Raw genomic sequence first — 15,282 nt, forward strand, 5'->3', positions numbered from 1 at the left:
CGCCGAGGGGCATCACCGGCTCTCCCAGTCGGCGCTGGTCGGTCTGGGCCTGGAGCCGGACGACCCGGACTGGCAGGGTCCCTCTCCCCGATCCCGAGGCGGTCACCGCCGTCGACCGGCTGCGGGAGCACCGGGACTGGCTCCGGCGCGACGTGGCGCCCTGGGTGGGTCGTGGCATCCGCGGCACCTCGACGGGCGACCTGCGTTCCCCCAAGCGGCCCGTGCTGGTCGAGGTCACCCTCGACGAGGCGGGCGCCGAGGTCTAGGACCTCACGACGTCCAGCACGAGCACCATGTCGGTGTTCCCCCGCTCCCCCACGGGCGGTGTGAACGCGAGCGTCCCGTGGTTCTGGATCTCGCCGTCAGCGGTGAACGCGCCCGTGATCGGGTCCATCCACCGCACCCGCAACCTCTCGCCCGGCAGCACACCGCTGCGTAGCTCGAACGGGCGCCCGGTGAAGCGGTAGGCGAACAGGTAGTCGCGGCCCCGGCTGACGACCAGCCTGTCCGTACGGAAGCCGGGGTCGCCGACGACGACCGTCTGGTCCGGTATGCGGTCGAGGTAGTCGTAGGACAGCAGCAGCCGCTGCAGGTGCTGCAGGTCGTTCGATCCCGGGGCCGCGATCCCCTCGCGCCACGTCATGGTGGTCCCGTACGCGGGCCGGTGCTCCGGGGTGTGGACCTGGATGACGGCGTTCTGGCCGTAGGTGTGGCCGGCCGCGCCGGCGAGCACCGCCCAGTAGGCGAAGCGACGCGAGTCGTCGTGGCCCCAGTAGCCGTGGACCGGGTCGTGAAGGCCGCGCGGCAGGTCCTCGTAGCAGGGCTCGCCGTCGATCGTCGGCTTGGCCGGCCAGCGCTGGTAGTCCTGCTCGACGTAGCGCCAGGTGTCCGGTCCCTTCCACGTGCTCGGGTCGTCGTCCCAGACCTGCTCGTAGTCGCGATGACCCGACTGGATCATGTTGAAGTCGAGCCAGGGCGCGTCGTGGAACCAGGTGGCGGACTGGCGGCGCCCGAAGGGGTGGAAGGTGATCAGCGCGCTCGGGTTCGCCCTGCGCAGCGCCGCGCCCGCCCGCTGCCAGGTCTCGATGTGCGGCGTGCCGTGCACGTCGCCGCCGTTGAGCCAGACGATGTTCGGGCGCCCGCGCGTGCGTCGTCCGAGCCAGCTCGCGTAGGCCTCGACGTCGTCGGCCGAGAGCTCCCCGTCCGTGACGTTGCTGCCCCAGATCGGCACGAGCGCGAGGTACAGGCCCGCCTGCTCGGCGAGGTCGAGCACGTCGTCGAGGTGCTCCCAGAACGATGGCCCGACCAGACCTTGCGCCTCGTCCGCGGGCCGCTCGTCGGGCTCGGTGAGGTCACCCTTGACGAAGGGCAGCCGCCCCGCGAGCGTGGCGGTCTGCAGGCTGTGGACGACCATCACCTGCACGACGTTGAAGCCCTTGGCCTTCCGGTCCGCGAGGTACTCCCCGACCTCCGCGAGCGTGAGCCTGCTGAGCACCAGCCACGCCGTGTCGGCCTGCCAGAAGAACGGGGTGCCGTCCTCGTGCTCGAAGAACCGGCCGCCGTCCGCCACCTGCAGGCGGCCGCGCTGCCACGGCTTCTCGAACGCCGCCGTGCTCACTCGGGGGCGGCGACCGGCAGGTGGGTCTCCCACCAGCGCAGGATGTGCTCGAACCGGGCGATGCGGTGCTTCGGGGTGCCCGAGCGGGAGAGCTCGTGCCCCTCCCCCGGGAACAGCAGCAGCTCCGTCGGCACGCCCTGGCGCTTGAGCCCGACGAACCACCGCTGGCCCTGCTCGACGGGGCAGCGCCAGTCCTGCTCGGAGTGGATCACGAGGGTCGGCGTCCGTACCTTCTCGATCTGGGCCATCGGGCTCTGCGCGGCCACGAGCTCGGGGTCCTCGCCGAGGTACTTGATGCCGAAGAACCAGCCGATGTCGCTGGAGCCGACGAAGCTGACCGGATCGAGGAAGCCGCGCTCGACGATCGCGCCGGCCCATCGCTGGTCCTGCGCGGTCAGCCACGCGGTCATGTAGCCGCCGTAGGAGCCGCCCATCACACCGACGCGAGAGGGGTCGAGATCGGTGTGCTCGGCGAGCGCGCCCTCGAGGAACTGCAGCACGTCGGCCGCGTCCCGCTGGCCGAAGCCGCCGATGATGGCCCGCCCGTGCTCCTGCCCGTAGCTGCCCGATCCTCGCGGGTTGCAGAACACCACGGCGTAACCGGCGCCGGTGTAGGTCTGCACCTCGTCGAAGAACGTCGGCTCGTAGGCCGCGAACGGACCGCCGTGGATGAGCAGCAGCACCGGGTGCGGGCCGTCGCCCTCGGGCACGGTGACCCATCCGTGGATCGGGTAGCCGTCGTCGGCGCTCACACGCAGCTCGGCGGGCTCGAAGACGCCCGCCTCCTCGCGCAGCCGCGACGAGAGGTCGGTGAGGGTGCTCTCGGTCCCGTCCGCGCTCCGCAGCACGAGATCGCCCAGGCTGTCGACGGCGCTGCTCGCCAGGAGCAGCGCACCCTCGGTGCCCACCGGCTCGGCCGCGTAGACCTCACGGTCGCCCTCGACGAGCACCTCGAGCTCACCCGCGTGCCAGCGGACCAGCTGCACCGTGCCCTGGTGGCCACGGGTGAGCAGCACCCCCTGCGGGGTCGGCTGGAACACCGCACCGGTGAGCGACTCGACCGTCGGGTCGGTCAGCCGCTCGACGTCGCTCAGACCGTCCTGGCCCAGCTGCGCCCGGTACAGCGCCGCCGACTTGCCGATGAAGTCGTAGCCGTCCTCGCCGTAGTCGACCAGCAGCAGGTACAGCTCGCCGTCGGCACCGACCGCGACGTCCTCGGGCCCCTCGCCCGGTGTCTCGATCTCGCGCGCCGACCACGCGCCCGCGGTGTCGGTGACGCGGAGCAGCGTCGACGCCAGCCCGTCCACGATGTCGCGCCGCACCAGCAGCTCGTCGGCGTTCAGCCACACCGGCCCGTAGTGCCCGAGCGTGCCGGTGGTCACCTGGACCGGGGTCACACCGGTGGCGGCGATGGCGCCCGACGACGGGGCGTCGTCGGCGTCCTTGCTGTCCGGCTCGTCCTTCGGGTCGTCCTTCGGCTCGTCCTTCGGGACGTCGGCGGTGGGGTCGGCGGGCGCGGGGACGTCGATGACGAACACGTGCTGGGGTCGATCGAGCCGGAACCCCATGCCGTCGATGCGGTAGGAGAAGTCGGTGATGAGGCGCGGCGGCTCGGCGCCGGGGCCGACGTCCTTGTCGGTTCCGTAGCGCCCCTTCTCGGGGATCCGGGTGATGTAGGCGATCCGGCGCGAGTCCGGCGAGAACTCCGGTCGCCCGGACACCGCGCTGGTGTGGTCGGTCAGCAGCCGTGGTTCGCCGCCCGCGGTCGACATCAGCGCGAGCTGCGGCTTGACGCCCTCGCCGCCACGGATGAACGCGACCCACCGGCCGTCCGGCGAGATCACGGGCGAGCCGTCCGAGGTGCCGTACGTCAGCTGCGTGAGCTCCCCCGACCCCAGATCGAGGCGCCACAGGTTCGTGACGTACCGGTCGCCGTCGACATCGGTGCGGGTGATCGGGACCATTGCCCACCCGCCGTCGGGGTGGACGGCCGGTCGACCGGGCTGACGGAACAAGGAGAGGTGCTCAGGACGCATGGCGTCACCCTATGGTCGTCCGAGCCGCGTGTCGGAATCGAACCGACGACATTTTGCTTACAAGGCAAACGCTCTACCGACTGAGCTAACGCGGCATGCCTGCCACCAGGCCTGAACATGGTAGCCGGGCCGACGGTCGCGCTCCCGCTAGGGACGTGTCCACGCGCACGGCGACCTCTCGACGCCGGTGAGTATGCGCCCACCGTTGGCGAGCGGCGGTGGAATCACGCCCAGCCGGCGGCGACGTGTGGGCGCTGTCTCACCGCCAACCGCCGGGTGTGGGCGCTGCCTCACCGCGACTGACGTCAGCGGGCCGGTCACGAGGCGAGGACGGCGGTGACCGCGTCGGCGAGCGCTCCCTCGGCGCTCCAGTCGCCGGCGAGCCTGGTGCCGTCGAGCAGCAGCGTGGGGGTGACCTCGACGCCGTCGCGGACCGCCTGGTCGGTGGCGGCCACGAACCAGTCGTCGAAGAGCCTGTCGGTGAACTGGTCGGCGACCTGCTGGGGAGCACCGACCTGGAGCGCGAGGGCTTCCAGGTCGCGGTCGTTCAGCTGCTCGGCGCCGCCGGCGCGCATCTCGAAGGCGGCGTCGAGGAAGGCGACGAACGCCGTGGGGGCACGGTCGGCCACGACCACCGCAGCCTCGCCCGCGCGGGTCGACGCCCCGCCGAGGCCACCGTCGACCAGACCGACCGGGTGCAGCCACAACGCGATCGTGCCCTCGGCGTTGAGAGCCTGCAGCGCCTCCCCCTGCGCCTGCCCGAACGCCACCGACTCGGGCGACTGGACGTCGAGGTAGACGTCCAGCCGCGGGGCGTCACCGGCCAGGCCCGCTGTGCCGTCGGCGGCGACCGGGATGCCGCCCCGGGTGTCCGCACCCTGCGGTGTCCGCTCGACGTCGTCGAGGTAGGTGGCCTGCGAGCCCGTCCAGATGATGAAGGCGGCCGCGGCGACCGCGGCGACGAGCAGCACCACGCCGCCGATGATCAGCCCGCGGTTGCGGCGCTGCTGCCGCTGCAGGCGTTCGGCCTGCGTCCGCGCGGCCTCCCGTCGCGCCGCCGCGTTGAGGGTCCTGCGCCGAGACATGCCTCAGGCGGCGTCCCGCACGGCCTGCAGCAGCGTGCCCGGCGTGCTCCAGTCGCCGGTCCAGCGGCTGCCGTCGAGGAAGGTCGTGGGCGTGCCGGTGACGCCGTCCTCGCGCGCCTGGTCGGACGCGACCGCGACCCACTCGCTGTAGGTGCCGGCCGCGAACGTGTCGGCGACCTCCTGCGGCACGCCGACCTCGACAGCGATCGCGGCCATCTCCGCGTCGGAGAGGCCTTCCGTGCCCTCGGCGGGCTGGTTGTCGAACAGCGCCTCGAGGAAGTCGAGGGCGACCTCGGGGGCATCGGTGGAGACGGTCGCCAGGGCGTTCGCGGCGCGGGTCGAGTAGTTCGTCCCCATCGACTGCTGGTCGAGGTAGTTCAGCGGGTGGAACACCACCGTGGCCTCGCCCTCGGTCAGCATCGTGCGGATGTCGTCACGGTTGACCTCGTCGTAGCTGCCGCAGACCGGGCAGATGAAGTCGATGTAGACCTGCACCTCGGTGGCGTCCTCGGTCACCGTGCCGGCCTCGAGCGTGGAGCCGAAGGTGATGCCGCCGGAATCGGTCGACGCCGCCGGTCGCTCGCCCTCGAACTCGCTCAGCAGCGTGCGCTGGGACTCCTGCCAGATGAAGAAGCCCGCCACGCCGATCAGCGCGACCACGAGCACCGACGCCACCGCGATGATCAGCCGGTTGCGGCGCTCGGTCGAGCGCTGCCGTGCGGCGAGCCGCTCCGCCTCCTTCCGCGCGGCCTCGCGGCGCTCGGCCTTGGACTGACGGGGCTCGTTCGCGGGCATTCGCACTCGTCTCTGCTGCTGGTCGACGAGGACGTCGACGGCGATTGTTCTGATTCGTGGCTGCGCGGGAGCCGCGCCGGGCGCCCACCGGCGGGCAGTCTACGATCCGAAACTGGGGATCGGCGGCACCGGCAACGGGTCCCACACCGGCACCGGGGAGCTGAGGAGGGCGGCGGAGATCGTCGCGGTCGCCACCGACAGCCCCACGACGATCCACACCCACGCGCTGCCGCGGCCGGGTGCCACCAGCTCGAGAACCGCCCAGACGCCCTCGCGGGCTGTGGTGCTCGACGGCGTCCACCACGCCAGCATCGTCGTGGTCGCGACCACCACGAGCATCACGAAGGAGTCGACGCCCGAGGGGGCGAGCAGACCCCAGAGGATGCCGCCACCCAGCACCCCGACGACGGCACCGGGCACGAGCAGCAGCAGGGCGATCAGCGCGTGCACCGGGCTGGCCAGCGAGGTGACCGCGACGTCGGAGCGGCGCGGCCCGTGCCGCAGCCGCCGGTTGCGCAACGCCTTCGCCGAGGCACCGACCGCGCCGACGACGACCATGACGGCACCGAACGCGAGCAGCGTCAGCCCCGGCCAGAGCATCCCCGCACCGATGACAGCCAGCCACCACGCCAGCGTGATCCCGGGCCGCGAGCGCGCGGGGGTCGCCCACGCGGGCCACTCCTCGACCGGGCCCGGCTGCTGGCCGTGCTGGTGGTCGGGCTGCAGCTGCTGGTGCTGCGGCGGAGCGGGAAGCGGCTGCCGCGCCGCGACCTGCGCGACCGGCTCGCCCCATCCGTGCTGCACCGGCGGCGCCTGCGTCGGCGGCTCGGCCGGGGCGGGTGCCGCCCAGGGGTCCGCGACCACGGCGGTGGCCTCGCCCGGCGCGTAGCTGGGAGGCATCGTCGTTCCCGGTGGCAGCACGTCCGCCGCCACGAGCTGCGTGACCTCGCGCCCCGCGGCGTGGTCGTCGAGCGCCGTCAGCACCGATCGCGGGCTCAGCCGCAGCGCCGGGTCGGGGTGCAGCGCGCGCCGCAGCACCTGCCCCACCCGGGGCGACAATCCCTCCACGTCGGCCCGGCCCGTCTCGACCCGGGCGAGCACGGCCGCCAGCGGGCCGGTGCCGAACGGCGGCCGCCCGGTCGCCGAGAACACCAGCACGGCGGCCCAGCCCCACCAGTCGCCGTCCTTGTCAGGGATGCCGCCGGCCAGCACCTGCGGGTCGACGTACCCGGGCGTCCCGGTGACCAGGCCGGTCTGGGTGAGCCGGGCGTCGTCGGCCAGCTGGGAGATCCCGAAGTCGATGACCACGGGGCCGTCGTCCGTGAGCATGACGTTGCCGGGCTTCATGTCGCGGTGCACCACCCCCGTCGCGTGGATCTCCTCCAGCGCGGTGGCCAGCCCGTGCGCGAGATCGCCGAGCTCCTCGGCGTCGAGCGGCCCGTGCTGGCGCACCGAGTGGTCCAGCGACTCGCCGTCGATCAGCTCGGTGACGACGAACGCCTCGTCGGCGTCGGCCTCGGCGTCGAGCACGCGGGCCACGTGGGCACCACGCACCCGGTGCAGGGTCGCCACCTCGCGGCGCAACCGCTCCCGGGCCGCGTCGTCGGTGCTGAACGCCGGGTGCAGCAGCTTGAGCGCGACCTGCCGGCCATCGGCGTCGATCGCCTCGTAGACGGTTCCCATGCCGCCGGAGCCGAGAACGCGCACGAGCTCGTAACCACCCACCGAGCGCCGTGCGGGCGCCGGGGCGGTGCGGTGCTCGGACCCCTCCACACCAGGCAAGTTACGCCACCATCGCCGGCTGGCCGCCGTCGACGGGCAGGTGTGCTCACTTCGTTACCCTGACCACCATGGCCCCCGACCGTGATCTTGTCGTCGTTGCCAACCGTCTCCCGGTCGAGGAGACCACGAACGAGAACGGTGAGACCGGTTGGTCCCGGGCACCCGGCGGTCTGGTGACCGCGCTCGCGCCGATCATGCAGAAGAACAACGGCGTCTGGGTGGGCTGGCCGGGCAAGGCGGGGCTCGACCTCGACCCGTTCACCTCCGAGGGCATCGACATGCACCCGGTGAGGCTGAGCAAGCAGGACATCAAGCGCTACTACGAGGGCTTCTCCAACGCCACGATCTGGCCGCTGTACCACGACGTCATCGTCGACCCCGAGTACCACCGGGACTGGTGGACCAGCTACGTCGAGGTCAACTCGCGCTTCGCCGAGGCCACCGCCGAGGCCGCCCCCCGCGACGCGCTGGTGTGGGTCCAGGACTACCAGCTGCAGCTCGTGCCGCGCATGCTGCGCCAGCTCCGCCCCGACCTGCGCATCGGCTACTTCCACCACATCCCGTTCCCACCGGTCGAGCTGCTGGGCCAGCTCCCGTGGCGGTCCGAGGTGGTCAACGGGCTCCTCGGCGCCGACCTCGTCGGGTTCCAGCGCAGCGGCGACGCCGCGAACTTCCTCCGCGCCGTGCGCCGGTTCACCGAGTTCAGCACGCGCGGCTCTGTCGCCACGATCAAGCGACGCAGCCTCCCGGACCGCTACGTGCGCGCCGAGACGTTCCCGATCTCGATCGACAGCGCCGCCTTCAGCGCGCTCGCCTCCTCGCCGGAGGTGACGGAGCGGGCGCTGCAGCTGCGCGCCGAGCTCGGCTCGCCCGACGTGCTGCTGCTGGGTGTCGACCGCCTCGACTACACCAAGGGCATCCGCCACCGCATCAAGGCCTACGGCGAGCTGCTCGCCGACGGTCGGCTGCGCGCCCCGAGCACCACGTTCGTGCAGGTGGCCAGCCCCAGCCGCGAGGACGTCGAGGAGTACGCCGAGCTCCGCCGCCAGGTCGAGGTGAGAGTGGGCCGGATCAACGGCGACTACTCCGCGCTGGGCCGCCCCGCCATCCACTACCTGCACCACTCCTACCCCGCGGAGGAGATGGCCGCGATGTACCGCGCGGCCGACGTGATGCTCGTGACGGCGCTGCGTGACGGCATGAACCTCGTCGCCAAGGAGTACGTGGCGGCCCGGTCCGATCTCGACGGCGTCCTCATCCTCTCCGAGTTCGCCGGCGCCGCCGACGAGCTCAACCAGGCGCTGCTGGTCAACCCTCACGACATCGAGGGCCTCAAGCGCACGATCCTCACGGCGATCGACATGCCGCACACCGAGCGCCGGCGCCGGATGCGGGCGCTGCGCCGCAAGGTGCTGGACAACGACGTCGACCGCTGGGCGCAACGATTCCTTGCCGTCCTCGCCGGCGAGAGCACCCAGGGGTGAGCGAGATGAGCATCGATCCCGAGCTCGACGCGGCGCTGACCAGGTTCGCGGCCGCTCCGGCCCGCGTGATCGCCCTGGACTTCGACGGCGTCCTCGCCCCGATCGTGCCCCGCCCGGAGGATGCGGCACCGCTGCCCGAGGTGCGCGCCGCCCTCGAGCGCCTGGCGCAGGATCCTGCCGTGCACCTCGGGCTGGTGTCCGGCCGCGCGCTGGGCGACCCGGCGCTGCGGCGTGCTGCGCCGCCGTCGACGGCGATCATCGGCTCCCACGGAGCCGAGCCGGGCTTCGTGCAGGACGACGGCCACCTCGCCGCCGGGCCTCCGGTGCTGCAGGAGGACCAGCGGGCGCTGCTGCAGCGCCTGCGCGAGCGCGCGGAGGAGCTCTGCGCTCCCGTCTCCGGGAGCTGGGTCGAGGAGAAGCCGACGGCGGTCGTCGTGCACACCCGCCCGGTCCCCGACGACGACGACGCCGCGGCGCTCGAGCGGGCCGCGCTGGAGGAGCTCGGCGCGCTCTCCGGCGTCCGCGCGATCGCCGGCAAGCGGGTCGTGGAGCTGAGCGTGGCCCACGCGACCAAGGGCGACGCCGTGACGCTGCTGCGCACCGGTTTCCCCACGCGCGAGCTCGCCGACGACACCCCGGTGATGTACATCGGCGACGACGTCACCGACGAGGACGCGCTCGGCTCGCTGGGCCCTGCCGACATCGGCATCAAGGTCGGCGACGGCGAGACGACGGCGACGTACCGGGTCCCGGACCCGGTCGCCGTCGGCCAGATCCTGGCCCGTCTGGCCGATCTGCGGGGTGTGTGACCAGCGTCACCCAACGGGCTCCGAGTGTGCAACACTGTGGGCGGCTCGCATGCTGCGGGTCGTGTCAGATCGCTCTGACACCTTCACGACGGATCGTCCGGCACGTACCTGCCGGTGGAGGGAAGTAACACCATGGCTTCAGTCACGTTTGACCACGCCACGCGGGTCTACCCGGGCTCTGAGACCCCGGCGGTCGACGCGCTCAACCTCGAGGTCGCCGACGGCGAGTTCCTCGTTCTCGTCGGCCCGTCCGGTTGCGGCAAGTCGACCTCGCTGCGCATGCTCGCAGGCCTGGAGGACGTCAACTCCGGTCGCATCCTCATCGGTGACCGCGACGTCACCGACGTGCAGCCCAAGGACCGGGACATCGCGATGGTGTTCCAGAACTACGCGCTGTACCCGCACATGTCGGTCGCCGACAACATGGGCTTCGCCCTGAAGATCGCGGGCACCCCGAAGGCCGAGATCCGCCAGCGCGTCGAAGAGGCCGCGAAGATCCTCGACCTGTCCCAGTACCTCGACCGCAAGCCGAAGGCGCTCTCCGGTGGTCAGCGTCAGCGTGTGGCCATGGGTCGCGCGATCGTGCGTTCGCCCCAGGTGTTCCTCATGGACGAGCCGCTGTCGAACCTCGACGCCAAGCTCCGCGTCCAGACGCGCACCCAGATCGCCTCGCTGCAGCGCCGCCTCGGCGTCACCACCGTCTACGTCACGCACGACCAGACGGAGGCGCTGACCATGGGTGACCGGATCGCGGTCCTCAAGGACGGTCTGCTCCAGCAGGTCGGCACCCCGCGCGAGATGTACGACACCCCGAAGAACATCTTCGTCGCGGGCTTCATCGGCTCCCCGGCCATGAACCTCGGGCAGTTCAAGGTCGCCGACGGCAAGGCCAACCTCGCCGAGACGCACATCCCGCTGACGCGGGAGGTGCTCGATTCGCTCACCGCCGAGGACAACAACGAGATCACGCTGGGCTTCCGCCCGGAGTCGCTCGACACCACCACCGAGGGTGATGTCGGCGCGTTCCCCGTGACCGTCGACCTCGTCGAGGAGCTCGGCTCCGACGCGTTCGTCTACGGCCAGCTCGCCAACAAGGAGGCCGCTCAGGCCATCACCTCCGGTGCGGGCGAGTCGCAGATGATCGTCCGTGTCGACCCCCGCCGTCCTCCCCTCAAGGGCGACACGGTGTGGGTGAAGATCCGCGAGGGCGAGCAGCACCACTTCTCCCCGGCGACCGGTCTTCGTCTCCCGAGCTGAGACCGCATCGCTTGACACGCTGAAGGGGCGGACCTCACGGTCCGCCCCTTCTTCGTGCGCAGAACGCTCACGACTCGTGTGACCTCTCGTACATCGGTCACCCGGGGGTAGGCCCGCGACCCGAGTCCCTGACAGACTGAACCCATGCCGGCAGCGCTCCAGATCACCGCAGCCTCGCCTGACCCGGCGCTGCTCGACCTGCCGTGGCACATCCCGCTCGAGGACTGGCCCGAGGACCTGCTCGCGGCGCTCCCCCGCGGCATCTCCCGCCACGTGGTCCGGTTCGTCCGGTTGTCCGGGCGGGTGATCGCGATCAAGGAGATCGGCGAGTCGGTCGCCTACCGCGAGTACGCGCTGCTGCGCGACCTCGACCGCCTCGACGTCCCCTCGGTCGTGCCGGTCGGCGTGATCACCGGGCGCCGGGCCCCCGACGGCGAGCCGCTCGACTCGGTGCTGATCACCAAGCACCTGCGATTCTCGCTGCCCTATCGCGCCCTGTTCTCCCGTCACCTGGCTCCCGACATGGCCACCCGCCTGATCGACGCGCTCGCGGTGCTGCTCGTCCGGCTGCACCTGACCGGCTTCTACTGGGGCGACGTGTCGTTGTCGAACACGCTGTTCCGGCGAGACGCCGGCGAGTTCTCCGCCTACCTCGTGGACGCCGAGACCGGTGACATGCACCCGCAGCTGACCCGCGGCCAGCGCGAGTACGACCTCGAGATCGCCCGTGTGAACATCATCGGCGAGCTGATGGACCTCGAGGCCGGCGGGCTGCTCCGGGACGTCGACGACACCGTGCTGGTCGGCGAGATGCTCGTGCAGCGGTACAACGAGCTCTGGGCCGAGCTCACCGAGGCCGAGGAGTTCTCCAGCGCCGACCGGTGGCGCGTCTCGGCCCGGATCCAGCGGCTGAACCAGCTCGGCTACGACGTGGGCGAGCTGCAGATGACCACCGACATCGACGGCACCACGGTGCAGATCCAGCCCAAGGTCGTCGACGCGGGGCACCACCACCGGCGGCTGATGCGCCTCACCGGACTGGACGTGCAGGAGAACCAGGCACGGCGCCTCCTCAACGACATGGACACCTACCGGGTCGCCACCGACCAGCTCGGTGAGGACGAGGAGCTCGTCGCGCACGAGTGGCTCAGCGAGATCTTCGAGCCGGCGATCGCCGCGATCCCCCGGAACCTGCGGCGCAAGCTCGAGCCCGCCGAGGCCTTCCACGAGATCCTCGAGCACCGCTGGTACCTCGCCGAGAAGGCCGGTCACGACGTCTCGACGCAGGAGGCGGTGGCCTCCTACGTCTCCAGCGTGCTGCCCAACCGGCCCGACGAGGAGGCCATCCTGGGGCTGGACACCGCGACGCTGCGCGCGATCTCGGACACCGACACCGAGATCGGCGTGCAGCGCTAGCCGGTTCGGTTCGACTTCGGCTGCAGGAAGATCAGCCGGTTGCCGGCGGGGTCGCCGACCGTGACGGTCAGGCCCCAGTCCTGCTCCTCGAGACCGGGGCGTGCATAGCGGTACTCCCGAGCGACCAGCTCCCGCTGCAGCGCGGCGGCGTCAGCCACGTGGATGATCACCGCGCTCCCGGGGGTCGCGTCGCCGTGGTGCTCGGACAGGTGCAGCCGCACGCCGTCCCGCTCGACCTCCACGTACAGCGGCAGCTGCTCCTCGAACCGGTGCTCCCAGCTGATCGTGAAGCCGAGGAACGAGACGTAGAACTCGAACGTGCGCTCGGTGTCGAACATCCGCAGGATCGGGATCGCGCCCGGTCGCGGCGACCGCTCGACGGCGGCGCGGTGCGGCGCGTCGAGCGCCGCCATCGTGTTCCAGTCCTTGTGCCCGTGCTGATGCGCGACCAGCTCGAGCGCCTGACTGTGCGTCAGCTCGAGCCCGCGTTCGGCCAGCTCGGCACGCAGCCGCTTGGCCATCGACCTCGGATCGATGTCGGTCATGACTCACCCTTCGGCGGTCCCGTGTGCCGGTGCCTGCGTTGCCGACCGGGCCGCCCGAGAAGGCAGTCATGGTCGAGAGATGTCGTGCTCCGGTGTTCACCGTGGCGCTGGCCAGCAGGCGGCCGGCCACCGGGGGCCGTGCCGTCAGTCTAGGGCGCGGGGCTACAGATCGCGCTTCAACCGGGGCGCGAGAAAGACGATCGTGTTGACGACCGCATCGGCCAGCAGCAGCGCTCCGAGCACCGCGACCACGCGCTCGCCCGGCGTGGTGCCGGTCCCAAGCCGGGCACCCCGGCCGGCACGGCGCAGCGCCAGCAGCCCGCCGCTGGCCTCGAGCGCCGCGACCGCGGGGGTCCACCACGACTGCCTGATCGGGACGACGACCTCCTCGGTGAAGGTCTCGGCGGCGTCGAAGGCGGACTCGGCCCGCACCCGGGCGGCTTCCGCCCGCTCGCGCATCAGCTCGGCGCGCTCGCGCACCTGCTCGGCGTGCTCACGGACGCTCTCGGTCATCTGGGCCTGCGCATCGGTCACGGCCCGCGCGAACGCCTGGCCGAAACCATCGGGCTGCAGCACCTTGGCCCCCTCGAGGGAGGGCAGGTCGGCACCGTGCCCGAGGTAGCCCGCCAGGTCCGCCGGCAGGCCGAGCGCGGCGATCAGCTCGGCAGGTCCCGAGCCGGGGGTCCCGAGGGCTGCGCGCACGGCGCCGGCATCGGCCTCCGGCAGCAGCGCGGTGATCTGGGCGGTGAGCCCACCCAGGCCGAGCGCGGCGTCGGCGAGATCGTGCGCGACCGCAGCCGCGGCGGGCTCGCTCGGCACCTGCCACACGTCGAGGTCCCAGGTGTGCACGTACGCCGAGTCGCCGTCGAGGATCGCGACCGCCGGATACGCGGCACCCTGCTCGACCACCAGGGCGGGCTTGAGCGCGTCGGACCAGTCGACCGCGCTCAGCGCGGGACCATCGGTGACGAGCACGAGGTGCCCCTCGCCGTGCGGGGCCACCAGCACCGGCATGTCGACGGCGCTCACGAGCGCACCGAGCTCACCGATCGTGGCGCGCGTGTAGACCACGGCGCGATCGGGCACGTACGCGGCGTCGATGTCGATCTCGGGGTCGAACGGGTCGCTGGAGTGCTCGGACGGCTCGTCCTCGCCGAACACGAGGTCGTCGAAGATCACCTCACCACCGCAGGTGGCGGCGAGCGCCTCGGCCAGCTCGGTCAGGGTGGGGCCGGCGATGACGCCCGTGCGGGCCTCGTCCACCACCGCCACGCGGTCATCGGCATCGGTCGCGATCGTGATCCCCACCGCGTCCGGGTTCTCCGGCTCCGACTCCACGAGCGCGATCACGAGCGCGCCCTCGAGGAACCCACGGGCACGGTCGACCCGACCCGTGGTGCCGGTCACCAGCCCGGAGCGGCGCTGCCAGTCCGAGGTCATGCGTCCGAGACTACTAACTGTCGCTGACAGCGGCTTCGCGACGCAGCCGCGAGACCTCGTACAGGGCGATGCCGGTGGCGACACCCGCGTTCAGCGACTCGGTGCTGGCCGCGATCGGGATCGAGGCGATCACGTCGCACGTCTCCCGGACGAGCCGGGACAGGCCCTTGCCCTCCGAGCCGCAGACGATCACGATCGGCTCGGTTGCGAGCTGGAGGTCACCGATGTCGGTGGTGCCGTCGGCGTCGAGCCCGACGACGAAGCACCCGGCCTGCTTGTAGGTGGTCAGGGCGCGGACCAGGTTGGTCGCACGCGCGACCGGCACCCGGGCTGCTGCTCCTGCCGAGACCTTCCAGGCCGAGGCCGTCACGCCCGCCGCGCGGCGCTCGGGGACCAGCACGCCGTCGGCCGCGAACGCTCCGGCCGAGCGCAGCGCGGCACCCAGGTTGCGGGGGTCGGTGATGCCGTCGAGCGCCACGATCAGCGGCGTGCGTCCCAGCCCGAGCGCCTCGTCGAGGAGGTCCTCGGGCTGGGCGTAGGTGTAGGCCGGGACCTGCATCGCGACGCCCTGGTGGACCGCGTTCTCGGTGAGCTTGTCGAGCTCGGGCTTGCCCACCTCGAGCAGCGGCACACCCTTCGTGGTGACCTCGCGCAGGATCTCGCGGGTGCGGTCGTCGGCGTCGATGCGGCTGGCGATCCACACCGTGGTGGCGGGCACCCCGGCTCGCAGCGCCTCGACCACGGAGTTGCGACCCGCGACGATCTCGTGCGTGCGCTCGGCGGACCGGCGCGGCTGCCGGGCGCGCTGCGGCGTCCGGGTGCCGCTGCCGCGCTCGGAGGTCTGCTTGCGCTTGTGGGCCACGTGGTAGGGCCGGTCCTCGGCCTTCGGCGTCGGGCCCTTGCCCTCGAGACCCTTGCGCCGCTGGCCGCCGGATCCGACGGTGGCGCCCTTCTTGCTGCCGGCCTTGCGCACGGCGCCCTGACGACGAGAGTTACCTGGCACCTGCTGATCGTC

The 15,282-nt window shown here is 71.9% G+C and carries 12 protein-coding genes and 1 tRNA gene; 4 read left to right on the forward strand and 9 right to left on the reverse strand.

Going from position 1 to position 15,282, the window contains the following annotated elements:
• Positions 1-262: 262 nt before the first annotated feature.
• From GPA04_RS07995 to GPA04_RS08020, 6 genes are all read right to left on the reverse strand, one after another.
• A complete protein-coding gene (locus GPA04_RS07995; RefSeq protein WP_162458552.1) occupies positions 263-1,651 on the reverse strand; it encodes a glycoside hydrolase family 140 protein in 1,389 nt (462 codons plus the stop codon).
• Positions 1,615-3,654: a S9 family peptidase gene (locus tag GPA04_RS08000; protein WP_156223574.1), complete on the reverse strand. Its 2,040-nt coding sequence runs from the start codon at positions 3,652-3,654 to the stop codon at positions 1,615-1,617. The genes GPA04_RS07995 and GPA04_RS08000 overlap by 37 nt, the downstream gene beginning before the upstream one ends.
• A 22-nt stretch (positions 3,655-3,676) precedes the next feature.
• A tRNA-Thr gene (locus GPA04_RS08005) sits at positions 3,677-3,749 on the reverse strand.
• A 222-nt stretch (positions 3,750-3,971) separates the two neighbouring features.
• A complete protein-coding gene (locus GPA04_RS08010) occupies positions 3,972-4,739 on the reverse strand; it encodes a DsbA family protein (protein WP_156223575.1) in 768 nt (255 codons plus the stop codon).
• A 3-nt stretch (positions 4,740-4,742) separates the two neighbouring features.
• Positions 4,743-5,534 carry a DsbA family protein gene (locus GPA04_RS08015; protein WP_156223576.1) on the reverse strand — a complete coding sequence of 264 codons (792 nt, stop codon included), beginning with the start codon at positions 5,532-5,534 and terminating at the stop codon, positions 4,743-4,745.
• Positions 5,535-5,633: 99 nt separating this feature from the next.
• Positions 5,634-7,307, reverse strand: a complete 1,674-nt coding sequence (locus GPA04_RS08020) for a serine/threonine-protein kinase (protein ID WP_162458553.1) — start codon at positions 7,305-7,307, stop codon at positions 5,634-5,636.
• Between the two features lie 77 nt (positions 7,308-7,384).
• Here GPA04_RS08020 and GPA04_RS08025 point away from each other — a divergent pair, with 77 nt between their 5' ends.
• The 4 genes from GPA04_RS08025 to GPA04_RS08040 all read left to right on the forward strand — a co-directional run bounded on the left by GPA04_RS08025 (position 7,385) and on the right by GPA04_RS08040 (position 12,282).
• Complete coding sequence (locus GPA04_RS08025; protein WP_156223578.1) at positions 7,385-8,800, forward strand: alpha,alpha-trehalose-phosphate synthase (UDP-forming); 1,416 nt, start codon at positions 7,385-7,387, stop codon at positions 8,798-8,800.
• A 5-nt stretch (positions 8,801-8,805) separates the two neighbouring features.
• Positions 8,806-9,609 carry a trehalose-phosphatase gene (gene otsB, locus GPA04_RS08030; RefSeq protein WP_156223579.1) on the forward strand — a complete coding sequence of 268 codons (804 nt, stop codon included), beginning with the start codon at positions 8,806-8,808 and terminating at the stop codon, positions 9,607-9,609.
• 132 nt (positions 9,610-9,741) lie between these two features.
• Complete coding sequence (locus GPA04_RS08035) at positions 9,742-10,866, forward strand: ABC transporter ATP-binding protein (RefSeq protein WP_156223580.1); 1,125 nt, start codon at positions 9,742-9,744, stop codon at positions 10,864-10,866.
• 144 nt (positions 10,867-11,010) lie between these two features.
• Complete coding sequence (locus GPA04_RS08040; protein ID WP_156223581.1) at positions 11,011-12,282, forward strand: DUF4032 domain-containing protein; 1,272 nt, start codon at positions 11,011-11,013, stop codon at positions 12,280-12,282.
• Here the strand turns inward: GPA04_RS08040 and GPA04_RS08045 are convergent.
• The 3 genes from GPA04_RS08045 to rlmB all read right to left on the reverse strand — a co-directional run bounded on the left by GPA04_RS08045 (position 12,279) and on the right by rlmB (position 15,270).
• Entirely contained in the window at positions 12,279-12,827 is a 549-nt protein-coding gene (locus GPA04_RS08045; protein ID WP_156223582.1) for a glyoxalase superfamily protein, read from the reverse strand. The genes GPA04_RS08040 and GPA04_RS08045 overlap by 4 nt on opposite strands.
• Before the next feature lie 162 nt (positions 12,828-12,989).
• On the reverse strand, positions 12,990-14,267 hold the full coding sequence (locus GPA04_RS08050; protein ID WP_156223583.1) for a hypothetical protein: 1,278 nt from the start codon (positions 14,265-14,267) through the stop codon (positions 12,990-12,992).
• 13 nt (positions 14,268-14,280) lie between these two features.
• Positions 14,281-15,270, reverse strand: coding sequence for a 23S rRNA (guanosine(2251)-2'-O)-methyltransferase RlmB (rlmB, locus tag GPA04_RS08055; protein ID WP_156223584.1), 990 nt, complete (start codon positions 15,268-15,270; stop codon positions 14,281-14,283).
• Positions 15,271-15,282 lie beyond the last annotated feature (12 nt).

Source organism: Pseudactinotalea suaedae, from assembly GCF_009733815.1.
Taxonomy (GTDB): domain Bacteria; phylum Actinomycetota; class Actinomycetes; order Actinomycetales; family Beutenbergiaceae; genus Pseudactinotalea; species Pseudactinotalea suaedae.